The organism is Spirosoma oryzicola (assembly GCF_021233055.1).
In the GTDB taxonomy this organism is placed as follows: Bacteria; Bacteroidota; Bacteroidia; order Cytophagales; family Spirosomataceae; genus Spirosoma; species Spirosoma oryzicola.
Window position 1 is genome coordinate 1,592,339 of record NZ_CP089538.1, and the last position, 23,490, is coordinate 1,615,828.

Consider the following 23,490-nt stretch of genomic DNA (forward strand, 5'->3'; position numbering starts at 1 on the left):
TCTTTTACGCTTCTAAGCGACCCCGCCTGAAGCTTAGTACCGCCAATCGACTATCAATCTAACCTGGCCCCGTACGGCCAACCGAACCAACTAAATCCGATGAGTACGCAACCACACGATGGGCCTGGTAGGGATTCTACACCCCAAACCGAAGCAACACCCGCATTTCCAGGTGTCATTCCAAGAACCAATTACTCGCTAGTGCTTCCGCTGATTGTTCGTCACGGCAACCAGGAAGCGGGGGCCATGCTAATCTACCGGGCTATCAGCCAGTACAAACAAAACGTCCTGCGCAATCTCTTGCAGAGCTACAGCGCCGACGATCATTCATCGACGGTTGAAGACCTGCGCGATCTGGAGCTACTGGAAGGCTACTCCCTCGAATTAGTATCAGCGCTTGAAACGGCGGCAAAAGCCAATTATCAAGCCTACTGCCAAACGGCTGACCCCGAGGAGTACCGCCAATCCTATCAGGAATGGGAACAGCAGGATGACAAGCGCTACAATGAGTACTACCAGACCTACAGCCGCTAGCCATGAAGGAGCTTATTGCGATTACGACCGGTGGGCAAGGCTCGCCCGTCGTATCAGCCCGTGAACTACACCGTTTTCTAGGCAACAGAAGACAGTTTGCGGACTGGATTAAAAACCGGATACGCCAATACGAACTTGTCGAAGGCCAAGACTACATATCGGTTTCACAAAATAGTGAAACCGGTGGACGGATGATTGAGTACGCCCTAACGCTCGATACCGCTAAAGAGCTATCGATGGTTGAACGGACGCCGAAGGGTAAACAGGCTCGGCAGTACTTCATTGATTGCGAAAAGCGGCTCCACAAACGAGCGCCCGCGCTGCCTAGTAGCCTCCTCGTCGATCATGCGCACCGAATCGCTGACCTGGAACAGCAGCTTAAGCAAATGATCGATTCGCAGCAACAGGCCGCTCGTTCGCTGCTTGACATACCGCGTAGTAGTGAGATTTTACCCGAAGAAACGACCCGCATCAAAGTACAACGGCTGGTCAACGCTTACTGCCGGGCGAAGAGTGTCGGCCAACAGGAAGTCTGGCGGAAGGTGTATGACCGTTTGTACTACCTCTACAAGATCAACATCCGCGCTCACAAACGCTCCGAGCGGGAAAGCTGGCTAGATGTCGTAGACCGTAAAGGCTACATGGACAAAGTGTACGCTATTGCCAGCGCGGAGCTAACCTACGAAGAGGAATGAGGGCACTAATTTACACTCGTGAGACTGGCCAAGGTGTCAGTCCTGCAACACCGGACCCATCGGCGATAGCGGCTGATCTGATCGTACGCATCGAAGGGCGCAGTAACTACGCCATCGTTCATACCAAAGACGGTAGTGCGCATTTGATCGCTAAAGGCCTGTCGGTACTGGCGAAGCAGTTGCCTACTTTCTGGCGAGTGCACAAGTCGCACCTGGTCAATCCGCACTACGTTGCCGGTTCGGTGGGCTCGGTTCGTTTCAATGCGCTGCTTCGACTCACAACGGGCTTCAGTGTACCGGTGTCCCGTAGGCAGCGAGCCGCTATCTGTGCTAAGCTCAGCCCGCTTAGCTTCCTGTAAGAAAATCTATCACTCCAGTTTCTTGTGCTGACCAATCCGGTTCAGCTTCACTATCTAATCTATGATTTCGATGAACACCCCAGCCAATACCAACGAAACGCCCCAAAACGCGCCATCCCAAATTGTTGTCAACAGTAAGCTTACCCTGACTCGCGAAGATTCGTGCTTAGTCGATATGATGAATCACCTGCCCATGATGAACGATACACGGGAAGAAGTAAGAAACTGGTTTCTGGCCTACGTCGAACGTGGCGACATCGGTACGCGGTCCTGCGATCACTACAAGTGCCTGGACGACTTCTTTAGTGCCATCATTTTGAAGCTTGTCGATGCGCAGAAAGGAGGACAGGCCAATGTATAATTCCCTGTTCATTAACTTCTATTTCCGTAAGTCTACTACGGACGCTACGCTCGGCTCGGTCAACGTTCGGGTAACGGTCAACGGTAAGCGAATAACCCTCGGTACGGTTACATCTGTCGCAGATTCGAGTTTGCCTAAATCGGTTATGATTCAGCGTGACCATTGGGACAAGCGCAAATTGAAAGTAAAACCCCAGAGTCCACACGCTGTATTGCTTAATAAGGCTATTGGCGAGTGTGAGCAGAAGCTCCAGAAGGTGTACGCGCAGCACGAAAGTTTCGATCAGAAGATGACCGCTAACGGCTTGAAAGGTGTCGTCAAACATGGTCAGCGGATGCTACTCACCTTTCCCGCTTTAATCGACAAGTTCTTGGAAGAGAAGGTTGCTTTAAAAACGAAAGCTTCGACCGTCGATACGTATCGGTTTAAGATTCGTCCGCTACTGGCTTTTTTAGAGTCCGAAAACGCGTCAGACCTGCCCGCCGTTGACTTTACACCGGGAACGCTCAAACGCTACCGGACGTACTTAATTACCCAGCGGGGTAACTCGGATCGCAACGCCGACAAAAGCTGTCAGGTTGTCAAAACCCTGCTTCTATGGGCCGCTGAGAGCGAGCTAATTCACAAAAACCCGTTGATGAACATTCGGATCAGGGTTGACAAAACGCCTAATCTGGAATGTGTGACACAAGAGGAATTGACTGTTTTGCGGGAAGCGGTCTTACTCCCTCAAATGCGGGAAGTGGCTGACTGTTTCGAGTTTGCTTGCTACACAGGACTAGCTTATCAGGACATGAAAACCCTGTCTCCTAAGAACCTGCAACTGGTGGAGGGTAAACACTGTATAGTAGGTTACCGGATGAAAACGGGTACGGAGTATTGTATTCCGGTTACGGAGCGGGTTTGGGCCTTGATGGACAAGTACGAAGGGGTCAACCTGCCTTTGCCCGCGCTTGACGATTATAACCCGTTACTCCGGCAAATCATGTTCACCGTAGGCATTGACAAACGGATTACGTCACACACGGCCCGTAAGACCTTCGCGGATTGGTGTATCAACGAAGTGGGGCTCAGTGAGGAAGCTACGATTGTGGCAATGGGTCAGAAAAACGCCAAGGAGCTAACCCCGTACCGCAAGACCAGACCTAAACGGTTGCTCGCTGAGTTCCCTACGGACTTGATGCGTCGACAGATTGATCGGGTTCCGTTTAAGCAGATCGTTAAAGCCTCATAAATAATGGACTATTATCGTAGGGCGCGAGAACGGATTGGCCTCGCGCCCTATGATAATAGCACTTGACGAGAGATCCATCGTATCAGCTATATCAATATGGATGCACTCACCGGATGCCTAGCCGTTGGCAGACCCTTAAGTAGGCACGGGTAAAGCCTAGTCCTATAAACCCTATAAGCGCAACGGCGACTTGGGCTGTCAGCTTAGCGTCCCTGCTCGGATAGGCGTTGATTGACCAGCAACCGAATGCGGATCAACGTACCCCGATCACTTGTTTCAATATCCATGCTGCCTTTCATCAACTCACATAAACGCTTGACAATAAACAGCCCAATGCCCTCCCCATCGGCTTTGGGCTGACTGGGCTGGTCTTTCTGCTCGCTGGTAGCCGGTATGGCATCGCTGGGATAGGTGGCGGGGCCTTCCGGCTGGTGCGAACTGGTCGGCTGCGCTAAGGATTGCAACTGATCGGCTAGTAGAGCGGTGGGGCCAGCGCTGAAACCAGGCCCCGTATCCTGCACACTGATGATCCAGCGCGTATCGTTTTCCATCGCCCAGGAAACGCTTACCCAACCTTGCTGGGTATATTTGAGGGCATTGACCAGCAAATTCTGCACCAACCGCTGCACCTTTAGCTCATCACCTACTACGGCCAATTTATCCGGTCCGTCTGCTTTTAAGAGCAGATTCTTGCTTTTGGCCACACTCTGAGCGCCTTTAACTAGGGAGTGCAGCAGTTGAGCCGCATCAAACGACTTGCTATGGAGGCTTTCCTGGCCCGCTTCCAGACGCGAGTAGTCCAGCAGTTGATTGAGCATGTGCTCGGTATCCTTCAGGTTGCGGCTTAGCATATCCAGAAACTGCGTTCGTTGTGCTTCATCGGTTGGCAGTTGCAGGAGCTGAGCGGCACTGCTGGCAATACCAAAGCTACCCCGCAAATCATGGGAGGCTTGCCGCAGATGATGGCCCCGTTGTTTGGTGAGCTGGTGCAGCTTGTCGAGCGATAACTCCAGGGTTTGTACCTGTTCGGCTGTGGCGGTCTGGCGAAGCTGGTCGTAGTACATCACACTGCCCATGCCCATCTCCTGGGAGAGTCGCAGCAGTTGACTGTGAGCCTGGGCCACAACTGTAGGTAAAGTTTGGGGATACAGGTCAAGAAACTGCCCAATCTCCTCCTCAAGAATTGCGTAGAATTTGGCCAGTTCATTCATCAGCTCCGCCAGCGAATAGCCGCGCTGCCGGCGGTGGAGTCCGTGCTGACCGGCTCTCTCGACGGGGGCGGTTTCGGGGGGCTCACTGGCAAGACGTTGGGTGAGGATATTCAGCAGGACGGGCAATTGGTCGTTAAACTCTTCGCGCGAAAAGCTGGTTCGGGTGTGCAGGTCCTCATCAATCGAACAACGGGTTCGCCACTGATTGAGAATGGACTCCCGGCGGGCGTACAGGTACTCCTTGAGCTGATTGATTTGATCGCCATACGGATCGGTTACTTTAGCCATAAACCCTGTTGAACAAGACGATGAGCTAGTGACAACGTGCCTAGGGAGGAAAGGTTTACTAGCCACACCGTTAAGCGGGTAACGGGTTGGGGGTCGCGGATTAGTCCTGGTTCATGACTTTTTACCTGGCATTGGTGATTTCCTAGCGTTGTGGCTGCCGTTTAATCACCATTTGGTGAGTGGCGGGAGTAATTCATTAGGTAGCTCGTTACTACCCTAGCTTAACCAGCTGATTACACCCGCTATGATTTATATTGTCGATGATAAGGCCGATAACCGTTTTCTGCTCGAACAGACCCTAAAACGAAATTGTCATTATAAAGACCCCATTCAATCGTTGCCTGATGGGTATTATCTGTTGCAACATATGGCAACCGTAACGGAGTTGCCCCAACTCATTTTGCTGGACCTGCATATGCCCCTGCTCAATGGCTACCAAACGCTCAAAGGCTTGAAACAGCATCTGGACTGGCAAACGATTCCAGTCGTGATCATTTCAGCGGATGCCTCTGAGCAGGAGGTGGAAGCGTGCTATGGGGAAGGGGCTGATATGGTGCTGATTCGTTGTCTGGACTGGCGTGCGTATTCGGCTTCGCTACGAGCGATTTGCCAGCGCTGGCTTTGAGCCACTGACGGCCACTAATTCGCCTAGTCGCGTGGGCCAAGTGACGACAATCAGGAATAACGGTTTGGCTTACAACAACCCGCGTTTCGTTTGTTCCTGGCCCGACCCATGCGGCTGGGCTGCTTGAGGTGATTGATTGCTATCTGTATACTCCCTAAACGCTGCGCCAATTGGGTTACTCGATTGTTAATTAGCGTCTGGCGCTCAATCGCCTGACGCGCACAAAGCAGTCCTTTTTGACAAACCTGTTTTGCCTGCTCTCGGGCAAGCGTGGCTCGATCGTTTTCTAGTGCCATTATCATGTCGTTTTACCCAGTCGACCCTAAATGGTAGTAATAACCAAATTGGCAAGCTTATGATTATGGCGAATAGCCAAAGCGACGAAAGACGATATCGATATAGCTTTCCCGCGCTTGAATGCGTATTTTTAAGTCCGTTTAGTCGTTAGCGACTAGCCGTACCTACCGTAACTTGTATAAATCTTCATGCTCATCTGTAAGCCTAAACAGGCTCAGCCTTGCTTTTTCTATCGGAGTAGCGCCGATCAACAGGCACTCAACACGTTTCTAGTCCACTGTGGAGGCTCACACGCCACATTCGAACCAACCGGTAAAGCGTTGTTTATCACCGATCGCAAAGGGCAGGCCGTTTCTATCTTCGTGATGCCTGGTTCATGGGTACGGTGTTTGGACAAGGGACAGTTCACCGCCGTGCCTGACCGGATCTTTCAGCAACAGTTCGAGCTGGTTTTAACCTAGTAAGTCGGTATTCGCTTCTATTTAGCCCCAAAACTATTCGTTCATAAATGGCAAACTCAGTAGAAAGCGCCTAAATTAGCGGTACCACAATACTTCATTTTTGTCTAACTTTTCATCTAGGTTATCATAACATCACTTATACAACAGCACAAACAACCATTGTAAGGTGTGGGGGGTCTTGTTATAAAACTCACAAGATGAAAAAAATAATAGCTGCTGCGAGTGTTCTTGTCTGGATTAGTTGTACTAAGGAGACTACGGAGGAACCGTTTGTTTCTACAGATAACTGTGACTGTAAGGGTAAAGCTTCGGTGGTGGTAAAAAATATGACTGCCCGGATCACTGAGCGTAGAAGTATACTTCTGAAAGATGTTGACTACAGCAAAGTGGCTTACCGAGAATTATTCCCTTGTGATACCTCCAAAATTTCGGGCTTGCCTACTTCCAAAGAGGGAGAGTATGGTTATTCTGTTAGCGGTGATCTTAGACCGCCGTGTATTACTAATGGAGTCGCCTATTTCTGGTCAATAGATTTGCTCTCAATTGATAAGAAGTAGTTAGATATTTCTAAGATTATTGACCAAAGTCATAGGCTTGCTGATTCCAGTCAAAATCGAATAACGTAACGTTAGTTATACAACAGGGCTGGAAAAAGTACAATATGTTTTAAGACATTAATTAGACCATAAATTGTAGTTATCTGAGATTATATGAAAGGGATAGGCATTGGTGTGGCTGTTATGCTAGTTAGTCTAGCTGGATGGAAAGTCTTCAGAGAGCCTAGAAATGTTGCTCAGATTAATTTCAGTGGTCAAAATTGGTCTTTTCCCCGAACTGTTCAAGAAGCTGTTAGTGAGCATCAACTGGCCTACAAGTCTCCTGGCTTTTATTACAAATTCAATCAATCACCAGACTATCAGATTCGACTTTTACCTATCTATCAGGCTAACGACTTACTCAATGAACATCAACCAAAGCAGCACCTGTATAATCGACCTATCCAAGCGTATTTATTCAAATTACGTGATACAGGCTTAACATTTGATTCGCTTTTAGCTGCTCTTCGAACTGAGTATAAAATTCCTTTTCAAATCGAGCGTGACTCTGTGCTAGTTGGACACCAAAAGAAAGAGGCAGAAGCTTTAGCCCTAGCCACCCTATCTGAGCATATCAATGTGGGCTTGATCAAGCCTTATACTGAACCACTAGCCAAGAAAGAAGTAACCTTAGGTATCTATTACGACCTTCCTTTATCAGACTTAAAGTACTCCCTAAAAAGCAACGCTTATTAAAAAAGCCAAGAAATTGATTCCCGCTAGTGTTGCTAAATCATGTACTTTTTCCATCCCTGTTGTATAACTACGATTATGTTAATGAACTTCTTTTAGAAAACTCCTTTTTTATTTTCACCATGTGATCTTGAAAACGTCTGGTTTCGAGAGAATAAGTTTCTGAAATCAAAACTTCACCGTTATTCATGTTGACCTTTTTAGAGTCTGGTAAGGCTGACTGGTAGTCGCATTGATAACAAAGGCTCGACGACTGAATCACTAGGGCAATTGGAATTAAGGAAGTCAGCTTGGTGAAATTTCTTAGTAGTAAAATCAACCCTAGTAAAATGGCAGGTACGCTCAAAAGCTGACCCATATTAAGGCTCATACTATCTTCAAAAGTAACCTGGTTTTCTTTGAAGAACTCCCAGACAAAGCGGAGACCAAATATCCAAACCAAAGAGAGGCCTAACATAGTCCCCGATGCGGCTTGGCTGCGGTAGTTTTTCCAATACCAGAACAAGCCAAAGAACAAGATTAGGTAAGATAACGATTCATAGAGTTGAGTAGGATGACGAGGTACATGACTAAACTGATGATCTCTTAAGAAGACGAAAGCCCAAGGTACATCAGTGGGTTTACCGAAAATTTCGGAGTTCATCAGGTTACCGAATCGAATAAAAGCCCCTGCTAAAGCCCCCACAATGCAAATTCGATCACTAACCCATAGAAACGTCTGATTACTGATTTGACTTGACTGTCGACGTGAGTAAAGCCAAAGCCCTATAGCGACGCCTATTATACCGCCATGACTAGCTAAGCCGCTAAAGGGGGGTGTTATGATGTATAATGGATTTTGAATAAACACAGTGGGCTCATAAAACAAAAAGTGGCCTAATCTTGCCCCCAAAATAGTCGAAGCCACTATTGTTATTAGCAACGAATCTACATCAGAAAGGGGCTTCTTCTCAGTTCTAAAAATGTGGGTCATAATCTGAACGCCAACTAGGAATCCAGTAGCGAACAGCAAGCCATACCATTTTATGGGAAAAGAGCCAATACGAAAGATCTCAGGATCAACATTCCAAATGATGTATTGAAGCATGTTTTCTGTTATATAAATGGCGTTATGTTAGCTAAAGTACAAATACACCATATAATACCGTTTCAATAAACGCTCCATTCCCGCAACACGTTACACGTGAAGGATCGAAGTAGCTTTCAGCGTATGTGACTGATATGAAGTTAGCTATCGCATATTTACGAAAGCCCTACGATTGCTCTGCGATTACTCCCCCAATCAACTCCTTAATTGCTCTCTAACCTTCGCATATATGCGATAGCTATGCGACACTAGCAATGGTAACACCTCAAAACTGTCGCAGATATGCGATTGCCGTGCGGCAGTGACGCTAATTCCGATCCTGAACCTTTGCAGATATGCAATAGCAGTGCAAAAGCTAGTCCAAAACGACGATCAATACAAGGCTGAACCTTTGCAAATATGCAATAGCGGTGCAATAGCAATGCAAAAGCCGGATGAAATCGATGATAATTCTAGTCCTGAACTGTCGCATATATGCGATTGCGATGCGATTGCCGTGCGATTGCCATGCGACAGTGACGCTAATTCCAATCCTGAACTGTCGCAGATATGCGATTGCGATGCGGACAACAAAAACAATATAAAACAGACTATATATAATGGGGGTATGCCTGAAAAAAAATCAGAAGGGCAAGCTCTCGACGATACTCCATCCGAAGCGACCATTGATACGGCAGTCAAAAAAATAAGGCCGGTCAAATGATCGTACGACCTACCGACGTTGACCAGCCTGAACCTTCGTAAATATGCGAAAGTGACACGCTCGGATTATCCCTTTGTCTACATAGAGTAGCGAATCATAGCAGCGAATAGGCGTAGAAGCACAAAATCAGCCCCGTCACGCGACGATCTATACCAAAACGCACTCTACTTCATCTGTCCATAAAGAGCGTCTTAAATCGAATGTTTTGCTATCAACTATACAACCGATCTGTCAAGCGTTGATAACGTAACACCCGCTTTGTGGGTTTGCCCCGGTAATGCCGCTTCGCATAAGGTCCGAAGGTTTCCTGATACAACTCAAAATCGTCTCCCCGTAACTGTCTTCCCATTGTATTGTCCAGATCCCGATACCGCTTTGACCAAAGCTGCTTTTCATAGTAGGTGTCGGCTAACGCATAGCGGGAAATAAACCGACCATCGACCAGGTACAACTTCCGGCAGCGCTTAGCGGTGATCGGACAAACAAAGTAGAATACGGTTCCCTTTCCCAGGTTGCTGGGTGCAATGAGCAGATCAATCCGGTACAACTTGGTTTCTCCTCGAAACGAGTAGCGCAGCATGAGGCATTTTGCCTTTAAGCTGGCGGCTATATCGATCGTGGCGACTCGTTCACCATTACGATTCCATCCAAGCTGGTGCGTCTTGCCGTCAATCAGACAGCCGGATTGTTTGACGGTTGCCGTGCTGAGATAGAGAAAGTCATCAATCGTGGTGGGACATTGACCAATACGGGGCATGAGGATAGAGTTTTCCGAGTGTTGAAACCTAAATTGTTAAGGAAGATGGGCAAAAACTCTTCCTTGTCAACTAACAGAGTCAAATGGGTGACCGTTCAGAGCAGGCTAATTGCTCTCGACGATCATGCGCGTTATGGACTGAAAAAACTCTTCAATTGCGCAGAGTCGCCTGCGCACGATGTGATATCAAACAAATCATAGGCTTCTTACTACACGCCTTTTTATGGACTCGGAAAACTCAATGTTGCTCGGCTCGCGTGCAGGCGATATGATGTCAGAAAAATCATGAGCTTATTGCTACACATCTTTTATGGACCCCAAAAACTCAATACAATCCGGCTTCGCGCCCACACGATATGATGTCAGAAAAACCTTCATCAATAAGCAGTCTCCCTTCATGTGTAAGACTTCATTACTTCATCGGTAACGGATCGGGCTTCGCGGGCGCACACGAAACGACCGTGCATTAATCATGGACAGGTTGAACAAGCGCTTATCGGCAAGCCTTTTTTATGGACTGAAATAAACTTCAATTAGTCCTATTCGCCTACGCGTTATGACTGGCAGAAAATCTTCAGTTGGCTCGATTACGCCTATGCGTATTGATTCCCGAAAAATCATGGCGTTGTCAATACACGTCTTTTTAGGGACTGACAAAACTCAATGTCGCTTGACTACACGAATGCGAATTGACCAACGAAAATCATTAGCCCGCCCTCAACTTCCTTTTTATGGACTCCGAAAACTCTTCGATCGATTGGGCCCCGCGCGTGTAGACTGACCCAAATAAACTTCATTTCGCTTTAAACAAGGTTTTTCTTTTTCCGGCCTTGACTGGGGCCGAAAACTCCTTATTTGGCTCTAAACTCTGTTTTTGCCTCGCGTATAGACTGACTGAAAAAACTCAATTCTTGTTGGGCCCCGCCTTCGTAGACTGCCCCAAATAACTCAATGAACTAGCATCAGGCCGAACCTCGTACGGGCGCGCACGCGTGTAGCGGTGTGCAATAACTTAGTTTGTTGGAGTAGGCCTAGCTATAGATGTCCAATAAACCTTCGTTGCATCGACAAGAATAGTGACTACCATTCCTGATGGAGAGGGCTAGGAGTCGACACCTCTGCATGACCGTACATCAATCATCGGATTGGCTTGTAACGCCTTTTTTATGGACTCCGGAAACTCAACGGTACTTTACTCGCATACCCCGTATTTGACCGTCGATAAATCTTCAGATCGTTCTGTATGCCCTTTTTTATGGACTCGGAAAACTCAATACAGCTACACTGCACATGCGTGAATTGACTCCGAAAAAATCATGGGAAGGTTTCTGTGACAGTTATTGGCAACCTGTGACAGAAATGAAGCGGCCCCGCTCAAACTTTGATTGTTCGAGGTGCGCTGGCTTGTTAACAAAAGTCATCGATTATGTAAGATGAGATCATTCATCCTTACTTTCGACAAAAGACATAAAGTTAACTTACCTTCTTTTGTCGAAAGTGAGGATGTTGCGCCAAAGCTTCGTTGCGTTATCGATCGCTCTATAATGTAGGGCTTGTCTCGCGTGCGCGCGCGAAACGACCGTGCATTAATCATAGAAACACTGGAAAGGGCGTTTTCGGCCCTCTGCGCTGTTTCTATTGAACGCTTCGGTTTTCACTGCCTTTGCCTCAGCAGGCCAATCAGTTTAGGCTTGGGTTGATAGGATGTAAAGGACGACCACCTGTCGGGTCGGTTATAAAGCCATCATCAATATCGTCCTCGTCTTCATCGATGTCGTCCTCATCATCATTGTTGTCGTCGTCTGATGGAAGGGTACCCACATACGAGTTCACCGCTTCGTCCTGTACACTTTGAAAGTCCTCCGGTGCGTCGGGTATCAGCATCCAGGCATTTACCGATTTGGCCTCATCAGTTACCCAGTCAAGGTTGTTGTTAATTTCCTGCGAACGGCTCCATCCGGGCATCCGCTCGTCATCGAAGTCATCATAACGCTCGCAATGCCAATAGAACTTGCCGTCCTGATGCATATAAAAGCCAGGCCGAGGACCAAACCCGACGATATTCAGAATCATTGCGTACTTGTTTATCAATGGTTCGACATAGAGGTCAGGTGGGGGCTGAGTGGCGGGGTACCATTTGCCAAGTTCAATATCCGTACCAGGTAGAGTTGCCATAGTAAGTCTGGGTCAAGATTAGACCTACAATGTAGTCAATTCAGGGATAGCCGGAAGGCTGTTTGCTTTCTGATGCTAAACTCACCCAAGCGTTAGTACCAATCGGGTGTTGTCGAAGATTGATAGCCTGACAGGGGGCGAGTGCTGAACATAATCAACGAGCCCACTGTCGTACATATGCGACAGTGGGCTCGTTGATTATTCGCTTTTGCAGTGCATTTGCATTTATGCAAATACTAGATCAATACTGTTACAACGTATTTGCATTTTTGCGATAGCCGTGTTTCGCCGAGCTACTCAGGTGCAAAGTGGGCATGGATTCAAAAATTACTGGCCAATATTATAGTATTGATATAACTGGATTTTAACACCAATAGTATTTTCACATAAATGTCAAATAGGTTTTTCGTGACAGCAGCCGAAGAAGGCGAAGTGATTCAGTATTAGATATTATTGAAAAAGAATAATCGGGGTCCAGTTAGTTGGGAAATTCTTGCTTTCCCATGAGTGAAGAATAGATTCCTTTGTACCCGAAATTTTATCTTGTAGACAAATAACAGCAACAAAGCGTTCTCCAGTTTTTTCACTAATGTAGTTAGTAGCGTCTATCTTAATCTGATCTATGTATTCGTCGACGTTACTTCCCTTCCTAACGTATTTGTATTCTATAGATGTACCTAGTTCTGGTATTTGAATATCTGGCTTATATATTTTAAATTTTTGATTGAAACCTCCTTTAGCTTTCCGTATGGATGGAAAGTATAATTCAAGCACCCATTTAACGGGTGTATAAATAGAAGTCTCATTCGTTATGATAGTATCAGTTTTTTCAACAATAAAGAAGGTATTTTCTAATATTGAAATTAGCCTTTTAAAATCTTTTTCCTTTTCTTCTTTGTATCCAAAGAACTGGAATGGATACAGAAAAGATGCAAATTCATCAAGTATGACAAGTTCAAATTCAGCATCTTCATGTGGAAAAAGCTTTTCACTTATTAACAACTCTTTCGAGTTGTTAATCTTATCCTTGAAAATGTCTTTAAAGTTTTTTAAGTAATCTGTTAGACCAATAACTTCGAAGTAAATACATATAGAATTATATAGCAGCTTAATTCCTCGCTTGATTTGTAGTTCATCTTCTTCCGGGTCATAATTGTATCCAGTCAAATGACTGTGCATTGAATTCATTACATAATTATAGTTTACCCTTTCAATTTCTGTTTTAAGCTCTGTGATTTGCTTTTCAAGGTAAGTAAGGTCAGTTTGCTTGAACATCCTTTATAAAGTTTTGGTACTTTGATTAGTAATGCCAGAATTAGGCTTGAGTAGCTACCGGGTTACTTTTTACGGCATCTATTACTTAATCTGTCTAAGGAATAAATGCTTCTAATGGCTAAGCGATAGTCTTGCTTTTAAGATCAATAACATCAATAACATCAAGGTTGTATCAGCAACTAAGACCTTACAGACGGCTGATATGTGACTACAGATGAATTATGTCCCGAATTTGATAGTATTTGTCCCAAATTGAAAAGTGGAAAAAAGCAGGGGGCCATAACTTTGAACTACCCAATCCAAATTTGGGTATAGAAGCTCAAACCCTTTATTATGTTTAATTTTAATCACTATGTGCCTATACTAAAAGGCAAGTCCGGTGAATTCCAGGCTCTAAGTAATCTGTCAGACAAAGCCTTGTCATCTATAACTCCAGTTATCGAAATTCCAGATATCCCTTACGATTATGTAACTAATCAACCGAGTAAAACAACTGATAACCACTTGTCTAGGTATGGAGAAGATCTCGCTAGCTGTTGGGTTGCAGATAAAGAGCTATTTATAGATGCGCATTTGTTGCCGGTAGATTGTAGAACAGCCGCCGGGCAGCACCCATTTATATTTTTGTTTGAGGATTTTCGACGTTTGGGCCTTTTAACTATTCCTGTTATTAACATAGACAGTGATGAAGCATGTATAGATTCTGTTAGGGAGATTGTTGCAAATGATCAGAGAGGCGTATGTTTACGAATTAGTTTAAATCAATTAGAAACTCCTGATGGGGGCACACAACTTCTTCAACTTCTTTCATCCATAGGCGTTGCCGTGAAGGAGGCTGATATACTTATAGATTTAGCAAGTCTGGGTAGCGGAATATCAAATGAGTTAATGACAACTCTAATGACTTTCGTTATTAACAATACTATTCCACAACTTGAATCTTGGAGAACAATAAGTCTGTCATCTGCGGCTTTCCCAACAGATTTATCCGGCATTCCTGCTGGTAGTGAGCGTCAGATACCACGTCTAGACTGGGAATTGTACAAAGCTCTTGTATCTAAAAATTTACGCCGTCTTCCTAGCTTTAGCGATTATTCGATTGCTCATCCAGAAATTAACGAGATGGATCCACGAATGATGAACATTAGCGCTAGCATAAGGTATACAACTCAGGATAGTTGGCTGATTATGAAGGGACGGGTTATTAAAAAATATGGTTCTGATCAATATCACCAACTTTGCCGAGAATTGTTAGACCGGCCGGAGTATAAGGGTAAAGACTTTAGTTGGGGGGATGATTATATCAAGCAATGCGCAGAAGGACAGGTAGGGCCTGGAAATTCAACTACATGGAGAAAGGTTGCTACTAATCATCACTTGGAATTAGTGGTAGATCAACTCGCCAACCTGTACGACACTTAAGAGATTCTCTGACGTAATATCTCAGGCTGTCAACATCAAGCTCCTCAGTTAATAGCTTCCACAAGTAGGGTTTTGGTTTTGAACCCACCCTTTTAGAATAGCCAATAGTATTTAATATTTGAAGAATTTCATCTTTCCATAAAAATTGAGCAATACTATAAGGCTCAATTTTTGTGTTGCGCCTTGATTCACGAACCAAATTGAATTTTACTGATTGGTGTGGGCTAGGCTCAACAGCAATTAAACCACACCAATCAGGCAGTAAATCTTCAACTTTTTTTAAATGTCGATGGCTCGCTACAAGAGTTAGATAATCAAAAACTTTTGCATAAGAATCTAATTGAGAGGGCAGCCTAACTAATGTATCTCTTTCACTTTTGATTTCATACCCGGAAATACTGCCGTTAATTAGTGCTATATCAATTCTAGAAACACCTAGGCAAACATCTAGCTCATCAATAATTCTACAAGATAAATCTTGACGATGAGAGCATAACAAATCCTCTTTCATTGCAAAACGAATATCGCGATCTCTCATCGTCAAGCTCTTTAACTGAGCTAAGCTGTTATACGGTTAAAAGTAGTAAAGCATAGAACTCGTTCATAGGCCATTTGAACAAGTGAAGGAGTCATAATATCTTTTTTCCGCGTACTCCAGTTATGAATAAAATCAATAACAGATTCGATTGAAGTAGCTGGTTTATTTATTTGCTTAAGTGCCCAATGTACAGTTGCAAGCAGCTCCAGGCCAAAGGGTGATTCAAAACCTTCAATTAGTTGAGTTACTGTGTTTAGGCGCTGTTTTTCGGCTTGGGATGTATTGTTAACCAAATAGGCCTTAATTTCTTCATTCTTATCTTTGAATAAAGACAAGGTGTCATGTGGCCGAGAATCAGCTACTCTAATATCTCCTTGTAAATAAGCTCCTTCCAGCCTACTTAACAAATGCTGAAGATTGTAAGCATATGGTCCGTATGTTCCTTGCTGATATTTTAGTCGGAGGTCAGTTTGGCCAAACTCTTGAAGAAAGTAGGCCAGTTTCTGGACTTCAATATGGGTTACATCATAGCCCAAGATTGTATAGCGATTAATAAGCGTCAATATCAGAGCCCTCGCTTTTGTCAATTCGCGGCTAACTTCAGGAGCCGGAGCTTCTTTGGGATTTAATCCAGGTTCGTATAAAAACACGTCAGCGTCAAGCTCTCCTAATTTCTCAATCAAAAGAGGTTTAACCACATTCCAATCTAAGCCGCCATATCCACAGCCTAATGGTGGCACTGCTACTGATTTTATGCCATATTCATTAATAACCCTGACTAAGTCATCTAAGCCACGCACAATATATTCTAATTGTGAGCTACCTTTCCAGTGGACTTTAGTCGGAAAGTTAATGATGTATGTTGGGTGACCTATACGCTCAGTCCTCGTGACGAACATGCGTCCAACCTGAACTTCTTTATTCTGGCAAGCCTTTCTGTACAATTCGTAATTAAGTGGATACTTTTCACGGAACTGTAGAGCAATGCCTTTACCCATTACACCGACTGTGTTGACTGTATTGATCAACGCTTCGGCTTCTGACTTTAAAAGGTTATCGTGTGCGAACTTGATCATTTGTTAGTAATATAGATTAGGGCGACATGCGATGGGTAACGATACACCTGCGTCCTTCATTGCTGCTTCTACCAAGCGATAAATTTGGTCATTCTGGCAAACTATTCCCTGTACTAAATTAAGAGAAAGTGACTGATAAACAAGGAATTCTGCTTGTTTTTTCTCCTTTTTGTCTGCCCCGTATTGTTGGCCCCAGTTATCACTACTTATTGTATCCCAATCAAGCTCTTCTAGCTTAGAATACTCATTGTAATGATTGGCGTAACTTAGTTTAGCGTGTCGATCAGTGAATACATAAGGGATATTTTCCTCCTGAATTACTTCAACATTACTGACTAAATAAACTAGTTCCTCTTGCGTTCCCTCGTAGTCTTCCACCTTGCCTTTATAGATCATAAACAGCATTGGGGAGCGGGTTGTAAAATAGAAGGGGATATAATCGTTTAAAACACCACCAGGCGCTGCTTTGACCGGCGTTATGCCTCGAGAGCTGATCAAACTCTGAAAACCGATATTTACAAAATCAGGATGCTTAACGTCACTATTTGCACAATGCAAACCATTCTTAAAGATGAATGGTAAGTTTTTATAGTGAGTCAATCGGTAGATACGTGTTTTGGGAAGAGCATTCATCAGCTTTTCTACTATTAAAACCTGATTTGCCATATGTGCATACTGCCTATATAAACCTTTCAGTATGCAAATCCGTATGCAAACAAAAAAGCCACTTACAGTTTTAAGGCTATAAGTGGCTGACTATCAGGCTCCCGAAGCTGGGCTCGAACCAGCGACCCTCTGATTAACAGTCAGATGCTCTAACCGACTGAGCTATTCGGGAATCGTGGTGCAAAAGTAGGCCGGAATCGGGCACCACGCAAGTCTTTTCTTAAAAAAAGTGTTATTATTTTTCTTTAAAAAGCTCATTGATCGTGCAACTTGCTGACAACCAAAAGAGAAACTTTTGAAAAAATTTCTATCTCGGAAGCGTTCCACCTTGGGTTGGACCTCCAAATGCGTCGGGGCGATGGCTGGGAACATTCTGGAGAATCAATTCCTTGATACGCCGGGCGTCGCTCTTCGTAAAATTCTTGATGATGATCTCGGGCCGGGCGCGTGGTAGGATGCGTACTGTCGAAAAGAACAGGCCATTGTCGATCTCAACGCCCGAAATGTCGGAGTAGAATACAAAGTTGTCGGTACCACCGATCAGCTTTCTGACACGGAATGTGACACCCTTATCGTTGAATTCAACTTCATCGCGGTTAATTGGGTCTTTGAAACTGCTGCTGTGAAACTTTTCCATTTTTAGTGAGAGTCTGTGAGATTTGTTTGATACACGACGGTTAACAGCCGTATACTAATCCGTTGTCACTTTTTAGGTACGTAAATTACTTTCTTTGTTTCAAAAAAAGGCTCGACGAAATAGTCTGAAAGGTCATAAACCCGGTAACGGTCAGTTACTTCGGCTAGTTCTTCGGTCAGATCGCCACCTTTTAGATACAAAACTCCGTTGGGTCGGTCGTTGTTGCCAGCCTTGTGGATTTTATAGCGCACCCAGCCCAGGAACGGCTTCAGACGTGTAACGGCCCGGCTAACCACAAAATCGTAAGTCGTATTCAACTGCTCCACACGCGCTTGCTCTGCTTTTATGTTTGTTAGTCCCAAAGCTCCGGAAACTTCCTCGACAACTTTTATTTTCTTGCCGATGCTATCGACCAGATGAAAATCAGCCATCGGAAACAAAATGGCCAACGGGATACCCGGAAAACCTCCGCCCGTTCCAACGTCCAGAATTTCGGTGCCCGGCTTGAACTGCACAATCTTGGCAATACCCAGCGAATGGAGAATGTGTTTTTCGTAAAGCGAATCGATATCCTGCCGGGAAATGACATTAATTTTGGCGTTCCAGTCGCGATATAAGCCATCCAGAGCCGCAAACTGTTCTTTCTGCTGGGTGGTCAGGTTTGGAAAATATTTTAATAAAAGGTCGATGTTCATGCTGTAAGTAGCTTAAGTGCGCGAAACCAGATCCAGCCTTCGTGAACGGGCTTTTACATCTGGTCGATGAGCTGTTCTATCGCCAGGTAATTCGTTTTTTACGCTGGCTGATTATCGTTTGTAAACCGGCGATGCCGTAATAAGTTGCCAGCAACAGATCCATAAAGGGCATAATGGACCACGGTACGGTATGCGCTAGTCGGTAACTGATACGGCCAACAATTCCCCAAAAAGCGAGGATACGGAACGCAAACGTACCCGTAGCGATCAGCAAAAGTAGCCATTCGTCTGGTGTAAATGCGTAGTGGGCAATCTCATAGTATAAAATCACGGCACCCACGAATAGGCCAGTAAACCAAGTAAGGACATGAGAACCTGTAAGCAGGCCGAGCCGAAATTTATTGCCGAATGTGTAATAATTGCCGACGTTGAGATGACGGCGTTTCTGAAGCCGCCAATCCGCCCATGTTTCTTTGGGTTTCGACCACATAAACGTAGCTGGGTCTAAGCAAACGGCGGTGTTCTGACCGGTAGCAACTTCATTGACGAATAAGTCATCGTCGCCCCCCACCACGTTCATGTGCGAATAGAACCCCCGGTTGGCGAAGAACAACTGAGTGCGATAAGCCAGATTACGACCTACGCCCATGTAGGGTCGGCCAGCCATTGCCAACGAAAAATATTGTACGGCGGTAAAAAGCGTTTCGGAACGGATCAGCAGATTCAAAAAACCCGGTCGTTGTTCGTACGGAGAAAAGCCCAGGACAAGTTGTTTGTCAGCCGTTGCCAGCTGAGAAACCATCTGTGTTATCCAATCCGCTGAAGCAGGACGGCAATCGGCGTCGGTCAGCAAGACGGTCGGGTAGAGGGCTTTTTTGAGCGCGATGGTCAGGGCGTATTTCTTGGGCGTTACGTGTTCGTGCTCTTTGTCAATTCGGATAAACCGAATGTGGTTGCGTTCAGTGGCTATGTTTTCCAAAAAAGCGGTGGTGCCATCGGTCGAGCGATCATCCATAACCAGGATTTCAAACGTCGGGTAGTGTTGCGCATCCAGCAGGGGCAGCAACTCCGTCAGGTTGTCTAGTTCGTTACGGGCACAAATGACAACGGTAACACCTTGCTGTGCCGGATGCTTATTTTCAGATAAGCTAACGGGGGGCGGAAAAACGCTAAACGCGGTACGAGAGAAGATAAAGAGGACAAAAATAAGCTGAATACTGACCATAACTAGCCAGAATATCAGCAGCGAAGTAATCACAAAGAACGGAAAGGTTTGATCGTTAAGCGAATGGTTTTCTGAACAAACGGCAAAGATACGTGAGTGGGGTGCAGGGAGCAAGGAATGACGCAAAGAGTCCGGGACAGGGATTTCGCAGAAAGGATAAATGAGAGCCGTCAATAGAATACGCATCGTGCTCCAGACTACGCTTCTTGCTTTATACCCGCACCTTGCACCCCGCTCTGTTCCCTTGTATCTTTGTTGTATGACTTTTTCAATTACTGACCATGACCCACAGTCGAAGGCCCGAATGGGCACGTTGACAACCGATCATGGACCTATTCAGACACCAATTTTTATGCCTGTCGGGACAGCTGGGACGGTGAAAGCGGTTCACCAGCGCGAACTCGAAACAGATATCAACGCCGACATTATTCTCGGAAATACGTACCATCTTTATTTGAGACCCGGTCTTGAGGTGTTGCGTCAGGCGGGGGGATTGCATGCGTTTAACGGCTGGCGTCGGCCTATTCTGACCGATTCGGGTGGTTATCAGGTATATTCTTTGTCGAACACGCGAAAAATCAAAGAAGAGGGTGTAACCTTCAAATCCCATATCGACGGCTCCAGCCACCGATTTACGCCCGAAGGGGTGATGGATATTCAGCGGACGATTGGCGCTGACATTATCATGGCGTTTGACGAGTGTACGCCCTATCCCTGCGAATATGGCTACGCCCGGCAGTCGATGGAAATGACCCACCGCTGGCTTGACCGTTGCATCGACCGCTTTGACACGACCGAAGGCCATTACGGCTACCGGCAAACGTTGTTCCCGATTGTCCAAGGTAGCACCTATCCTGATCTGAGACGCCAGTCGGCGGAAGTGATTGCCTCGAAAGAACGGGAAGGAAACGCTATTGGCGGACTGGCGGTAGGCGAACCCGCTGAAGAAATGTATTCGATGATCGAACTGGTCAACGGTATTTTGCCCGCCGATAAACCTCGCTACCTAATGGGCGTTGGAACACCTGCGAATATCCTGGAAGCGATTGCATTAGGGGTTGACATGTTCGACTGCGTTATGCCAACCCGTAATGCCCGACATGGTATTTTGTTCACGACGGAAGGTATTATCAACATCAAAAACGAAAAATGGAGCCGTGATTACAGCCCGATCGATCCCGGTCTAGGTGGCTATGCCAGCACGTTCTACTCCAAAGCGTACGTCCGCCATCTGTTTAAAGCGGAAGAGCTGTTGAGCGGGCAGATCGCCAGTGTGCACAACCTGACGTTTTATCTCTGGCTGGTTCGGCAAGCTCGGACGCACATTGCTGCCGGTGACTTTGTATCCTGGAAAAATAGCGTGATTCCTCAATTAATGCAGCGGCTGTAACCGTACAGTCGTGGCTAGCGTCGTGACGATTTAAAACCCTCCGCAACGTTGACTCTGCGGAGGGTTTTAAATTTTTTGTTCGTTTGTCGATAGAATGGCACATAATGTGTACAAATGTGGAAGGTATCTATCCGTAATCTGAACCGTTGATTTTGTCCGTTGTTTTGCGCTTTATTGGCGCATTGGCTCTATTTCTGATTTGCCTTGTCACGTCGCTTTGTGTGTGTGCTCAGCAGCTACAAAGCCTGAGCGACGAACAGGTACAGCGTTTGGTGCAGCAAGCTCAAGCTACCGGTATGTCCGTTGAGCAAGTAGAACAAACGGCACTTAGCCGTGGCTTCTCATCGGCTGATTTTGACAAAATACGTCAGCGGGTCAATCAGCTGAAAAGCACTGCGCCACCGTCACTATCGCCGATGACGGGTAAAAACTCCCTTGAAACTAATGTCGTGCGTGAAGCTCCGGCTATTCCAGTCTTGCCGGAACCGGTTTCTACTCAATCGACCGTTTTTGGCGCTTCTCTATTCACCAATACAAATCTCACGTTTGAGCCGAATTTGCGTATCCCAACGCCCCGCAATTACCAGCTAGGCCCCGAAGACGAGTTAATCATCGATGTGTACGGCAACGCTCAGCAAACCTACCATCCTAAAGTAAGCCCCGAAGGAAGCATTCGGATTGAAAATCTTGGTCCCATCTACGTCAACGGTTTGACCATTGAGCAGGCCGAACAACGGATTGTCAATCGCCTTCGAACGCTGTACCAGGATCTCAACTCGGCGGGGAGCGGTATCAGGGCGCAGGTTACGCTTGGCAGCATTCGAAGCATTCGGGTAACACTGATGGGGCAGGTCGTTCGGCCCGGTACGTACACGCTTTCGTCGCTGGCGTCGGTTTTCAATGCGTTATACGCAGCGGGCGGCCCTTCGCCCGAGCGGGGTACGTTTCGGGCGATTAAGGTGTACCGAGGAAACCGGCTCATCCGAACGCTCGACGCGTATGATTTTTTGCTTCGTGCCGATCAGAAAGACAATGTTCGCCTGGCTGACCAGGATATTATTTTCGTTGATCACTACACCACGCGCGTCGAACTGACAGGCGAGGTAAAACAACCCGGCACGTACGAAGTCAAACCGGACGAAACACTTCAGCAGGTGTTGACCTTTGCCGGAGGGTTTACGGACCGGGCGTATACGGCGACCATCAATCTCCGTCGAAACACGACAACGGAACAACAACTCGTCACGGTTTCGGGAAACGAAATTACCAGTTTTCTGCCCAAGCCGGGCGACCGCTACACCGTTGGCACTATTCTGGATCGGGTTGATAACAAAGTGACCATCGCGGGAGCGGTATTTCGTCCGGGAGAGTTCTCTCTGGAAAGGAATACCAGCCTGAAGCAGCTTATCAAGAGTGCCGAGGGGCTGCGCGAAGATGCATTTCTAAATCAGGCGACTATCCGGCGACTGCGGCCTAATCTGGAACCAGAACTTCGTTCGGTAGACATCGGTAAACTCATGCGGGGAGAAATTCCCGACATCCCGCTACAACGCGACGACAGGGTGCAGATCCGGGCGGTGAGCGAGCTTCAGCGGGAGCGAACGGTGTCAATTCAGGGGGCTGTCAACAAAGCGGGCTCGTTTCCGTTTGCCGATAGCATGACGGTCGCCAACCTGATCGTGCTGGCGGGCGGCTTTTCCGAAGGGGCTATTGCTTCGCGGATAGAAATCGCCCGGCGCATCACCACCGATACCGTAGGGCTACCCGAAGGACAGACGACGAGCATCCTGACGTTTGCCATCGACCATAATTTACGACTCAACCCAGCCGACGCTCGCTTCACGTTATTGCCTTTCGATCAGGTGTTTGTGCGGATGTCGCCCCGCTACGAGACTCAGAAAAGCGCTACGATAGTGGGTGAGGTACATTTTCCCGGTGTGTACGCCATTCGCACATCGGCAGATCGCATTACGGACTTGCTCGTTCGAGCCGGGATGGCGAAGCCTGACGCGTATTTGCCTGCTGCTCGAATTGTACGTAAGGGTGAGAATCTATCCGTCGATCTGCGTAAAATCCTGGTGAACCCTGCTGATCTGGGTAACCTTCTGGTGGAGGACGGTGATTCGATTGTGATTCCGCGCCGGGCCGAACTGGTACGAATTCGTGGTGAGGTGCTGAACCCCGCGATTGTTGAGTACGATCCGGCTAAATCATTTCGAGATTACATCGCCGAAGCTGGCAATTTTACGGGGAAAGCGTTTCGTCGAAAAAGCTACATAGTGGCGGCCAACGGCAAAATCAGACCGACCAAGTCAGTGCTGGGTATTCACCGGTTTCCGAAGCCGGAGCGTGGGATGGAGATTGTCGTTCCCGCCGTGCCGCCGAAGGAACAAAGCAAAACCTCGTCTGCCGAACGGGCCGCGTTGCTGGGGGTCATTGCTTCGTCGGTGGCTGTGGTATTAACCGCTTTACGCATCTTTGCAAACTGAT

At 46.5% G+C, this 23,490-nt stretch carries 24 protein-coding genes and 1 tRNA gene; 12 read left to right on the top strand and 13 right to left on the bottom strand.

The annotated features are described in order from the left end of the window. Positions 1-99 precede the first annotated feature (99 nt). From LQ777_RS06425 to LQ777_RS06445, 5 genes are all read left to right on the top strand, one after another. Positions 100-534 (top strand): hypothetical protein, encoded by a 435-nt coding sequence (locus LQ777_RS06425; protein ID WP_232561699.1) that lies wholly within the window; start codon positions 100-102, stop codon positions 532-534. Between the two features lie 2 nt (positions 535-536). Then, entirely contained in the window at positions 537-1,229 is a 693-nt protein-coding gene (locus LQ777_RS06430; RefSeq protein ID WP_232561700.1) for an antA/AntB antirepressor family protein, read from the top strand. Then, entirely contained in the window at positions 1,226-1,588 is a 363-nt protein-coding gene (locus tag LQ777_RS06435) for a LytR/AlgR family response regulator transcription factor (RefSeq protein WP_232561701.1), read from the top strand. Before LQ777_RS06430 ends, LQ777_RS06435 begins: the two co-directional genes overlap by 4 nt. 70 nt (positions 1,589-1,658) lie before the next feature. Continuing rightward, positions 1,659-1,949: a hypothetical protein gene (locus LQ777_RS06440; protein ID WP_232561702.1), complete on the top strand. Its 291-nt coding sequence runs from the start codon at positions 1,659-1,661 to the stop codon at positions 1,947-1,949. Then, entirely contained in the window at positions 1,942-3,183 is a 1,242-nt protein-coding gene (locus tag LQ777_RS06445; RefSeq protein WP_232561703.1) for a phage integrase SAM-like domain-containing protein, read from the top strand. The genes LQ777_RS06440 and LQ777_RS06445 overlap by 8 nt, the downstream gene beginning before the upstream one ends. 203 nt (positions 3,184-3,386) lie before the next feature. Here the strand turns inward: LQ777_RS06445 and LQ777_RS06450 are convergent, their stop codons facing one another. After that, a complete protein-coding gene (locus LQ777_RS06450) occupies positions 3,387-4,682 on the bottom strand; it encodes a sensor histidine kinase (protein ID WP_232561704.1) in 1,296 nt (431 codons plus the stop codon). Positions 4,683-4,926: 244 nt separating this feature from the next. Here LQ777_RS06450 and LQ777_RS06455 point away from each other — a divergent pair, with 244 nt between their 5' ends. Further along, a complete protein-coding gene (locus tag LQ777_RS06455; RefSeq protein ID WP_232561705.1) occupies positions 4,927-5,307 on the top strand; it encodes a response regulator in 381 nt (126 codons plus the stop codon). 50 nt (positions 5,308-5,357) lie between these two features. Here the strand turns inward: LQ777_RS06455 and LQ777_RS06460 are convergent, their stop codons facing one another. Further along, on the bottom strand, positions 5,358-5,603 hold the full coding sequence (locus tag LQ777_RS06460; RefSeq protein ID WP_232561706.1) for a hypothetical protein: 246 nt from the start codon (positions 5,601-5,603) through the stop codon (positions 5,358-5,360). A 189-nt stretch (positions 5,604-5,792) separates the two neighbouring features. On the opposite strand from LQ777_RS06460, the gene LQ777_RS06465 reads away from it, so the two are divergent. Beyond that, positions 5,793-6,065 carry a hypothetical protein gene (locus LQ777_RS06465; protein ID WP_232561707.1) on the top strand — a complete coding sequence of 91 codons (273 nt, stop codon included), beginning with the start codon at positions 5,793-5,795 and terminating at the stop codon, positions 6,063-6,065. A 710-nt stretch (positions 6,066-6,775) separates the two neighbouring features. Further along, positions 6,776-7,357, top strand: coding sequence for a hypothetical protein (locus LQ777_RS06470; protein WP_232561708.1), 582 nt, complete (start codon positions 6,776-6,778; stop codon positions 7,355-7,357). Between the two features lie 73 nt (positions 7,358-7,430). Here the strand turns inward: LQ777_RS06470 and lgt are convergent, their stop codons facing one another. Beyond that, positions 7,431-8,441, bottom strand: a complete 1,011-nt coding sequence (lgt, locus tag LQ777_RS06475) for a prolipoprotein diacylglyceryl transferase (protein WP_341871369.1) — start codon at positions 8,439-8,441, stop codon at positions 7,431-7,433. A 346-nt stretch (positions 8,442-8,787) separates the two neighbouring features. Here lgt and LQ777_RS06480 point away from each other — a divergent pair, with 346 nt between their 5' ends. After that, positions 8,788-9,144 (top strand): hypothetical protein, encoded by a 357-nt coding sequence (locus LQ777_RS06480; protein WP_232561709.1) that lies wholly within the window; start codon positions 8,788-8,790, stop codon positions 9,142-9,144. Between the two features lie 211 nt (positions 9,145-9,355). Here LQ777_RS06480 and LQ777_RS06485 read toward each other — a convergent pair whose 3' ends face one another. From LQ777_RS06485 to LQ777_RS06495, 3 genes are all read right to left on the bottom strand, one after another. Further along, positions 9,356-9,901: a hypothetical protein gene (locus tag LQ777_RS06485; protein ID WP_232561710.1), complete on the bottom strand. Its 546-nt coding sequence runs from the start codon at positions 9,899-9,901 to the stop codon at positions 9,356-9,358. A 1,680-nt stretch (positions 9,902-11,581) separates the two neighbouring features. Continuing rightward, on the bottom strand, positions 11,582-12,076 hold the full coding sequence (locus tag LQ777_RS06490) for a hypothetical protein (protein WP_232561711.1): 495 nt from the start codon (positions 12,074-12,076) through the stop codon (positions 11,582-11,584). A 450-nt stretch (positions 12,077-12,526) separates the two neighbouring features. Further along, on the bottom strand, positions 12,527-13,351 hold the full coding sequence (locus LQ777_RS06495) for a PD-(D/E)XK nuclease domain-containing protein (RefSeq protein ID WP_232561712.1): 825 nt from the start codon (positions 13,349-13,351) through the stop codon (positions 12,527-12,529). Between the two features lie 333 nt (positions 13,352-13,684). Here LQ777_RS06495 and LQ777_RS06500 point away from each other — a divergent pair, with 333 nt between their 5' ends. Continuing rightward, positions 13,685-14,773 (top strand): beta family protein, encoded by a 1,089-nt coding sequence (locus LQ777_RS06500; RefSeq protein WP_232561713.1) that lies wholly within the window; start codon positions 13,685-13,687, stop codon positions 14,771-14,773. Here LQ777_RS06500 and LQ777_RS06505 read toward each other — a convergent pair. The 7 genes from LQ777_RS06505 to LQ777_RS06535 all read right to left on the bottom strand — a co-directional run bounded on the left by LQ777_RS06505 (position 14,718) and on the right by LQ777_RS06535 (position 19,643). Next, positions 14,718-15,311, bottom strand: a complete 594-nt coding sequence (locus tag LQ777_RS06505; RefSeq protein WP_232561714.1) for a sce7726 family protein — start codon at positions 15,309-15,311, stop codon at positions 14,718-14,720. The genes LQ777_RS06500 and LQ777_RS06505 overlap by 56 nt on opposite strands. Before the next feature lie 20 nt (positions 15,312-15,331). Next, positions 15,332-16,387 carry a type II toxin-antitoxin system antitoxin DNA ADP-ribosyl glycohydrolase DarG gene (darG, locus tag LQ777_RS06510; RefSeq protein ID WP_232561715.1) on the bottom strand — a complete coding sequence of 352 codons (1,056 nt, stop codon included), beginning with the start codon at positions 16,385-16,387 and terminating at the stop codon, positions 15,332-15,334. A 3-nt stretch (positions 16,388-16,390) separates the two neighbouring features. Then, positions 16,391-17,053 carry a type II toxin-antitoxin system toxin DNA ADP-ribosyl transferase DarT gene (gene darT, locus LQ777_RS06515; RefSeq protein ID WP_232561716.1) on the bottom strand — a complete coding sequence of 221 codons (663 nt, stop codon included), beginning with the start codon at positions 17,051-17,053 and terminating at the stop codon, positions 16,391-16,393. Between the two features lie 98 nt (positions 17,054-17,151). Next, a tRNA-Asn gene (locus tag LQ777_RS06520) sits at positions 17,152-17,225 on the bottom strand. 135 nt (positions 17,226-17,360) lie between these two features. Continuing rightward, positions 17,361-17,690: a hypothetical protein gene (locus LQ777_RS06525; protein WP_232561717.1), complete on the bottom strand. Its 330-nt coding sequence runs from the start codon at positions 17,688-17,690 to the stop codon at positions 17,361-17,363. A 65-nt stretch (positions 17,691-17,755) separates the two neighbouring features. After that, positions 17,756-18,385, bottom strand: coding sequence for a 16S rRNA (guanine(527)-N(7))-methyltransferase RsmG (rsmG, locus tag LQ777_RS06530; protein WP_232561718.1), 630 nt, complete (start codon positions 18,383-18,385; stop codon positions 17,756-17,758). 76 nt (positions 18,386-18,461) lie between these two features. Continuing rightward, the gene (locus tag LQ777_RS06535; RefSeq protein ID WP_232561719.1) at positions 18,462-19,643 is read right to left on the bottom strand and encodes a glycosyltransferase; all 1,182 of its coding nucleotides are present in this window, start codon (positions 19,641-19,643) and stop codon (positions 18,462-18,464) included. A 226-nt stretch (positions 19,644-19,869) separates the two neighbouring features. Here LQ777_RS06535 and tgt point away from each other — a divergent pair, with 226 nt between their 5' ends. Then, positions 19,870-21,000: a tRNA guanosine(34) transglycosylase Tgt gene (tgt, locus tag LQ777_RS06540; protein WP_232561720.1), complete on the top strand. Its 1,131-nt coding sequence runs from the start codon at positions 19,870-19,872 to the stop codon at positions 20,998-21,000. 152 nt (positions 21,001-21,152) lie between these two features. Beyond that, a complete protein-coding gene (locus tag LQ777_RS06545) occupies positions 21,153-23,489 on the top strand; it encodes an SLBB domain-containing protein (protein ID WP_232561721.1) in 2,337 nt (778 codons plus the stop codon). Position 23,490 lies beyond the last annotated feature (1 nt).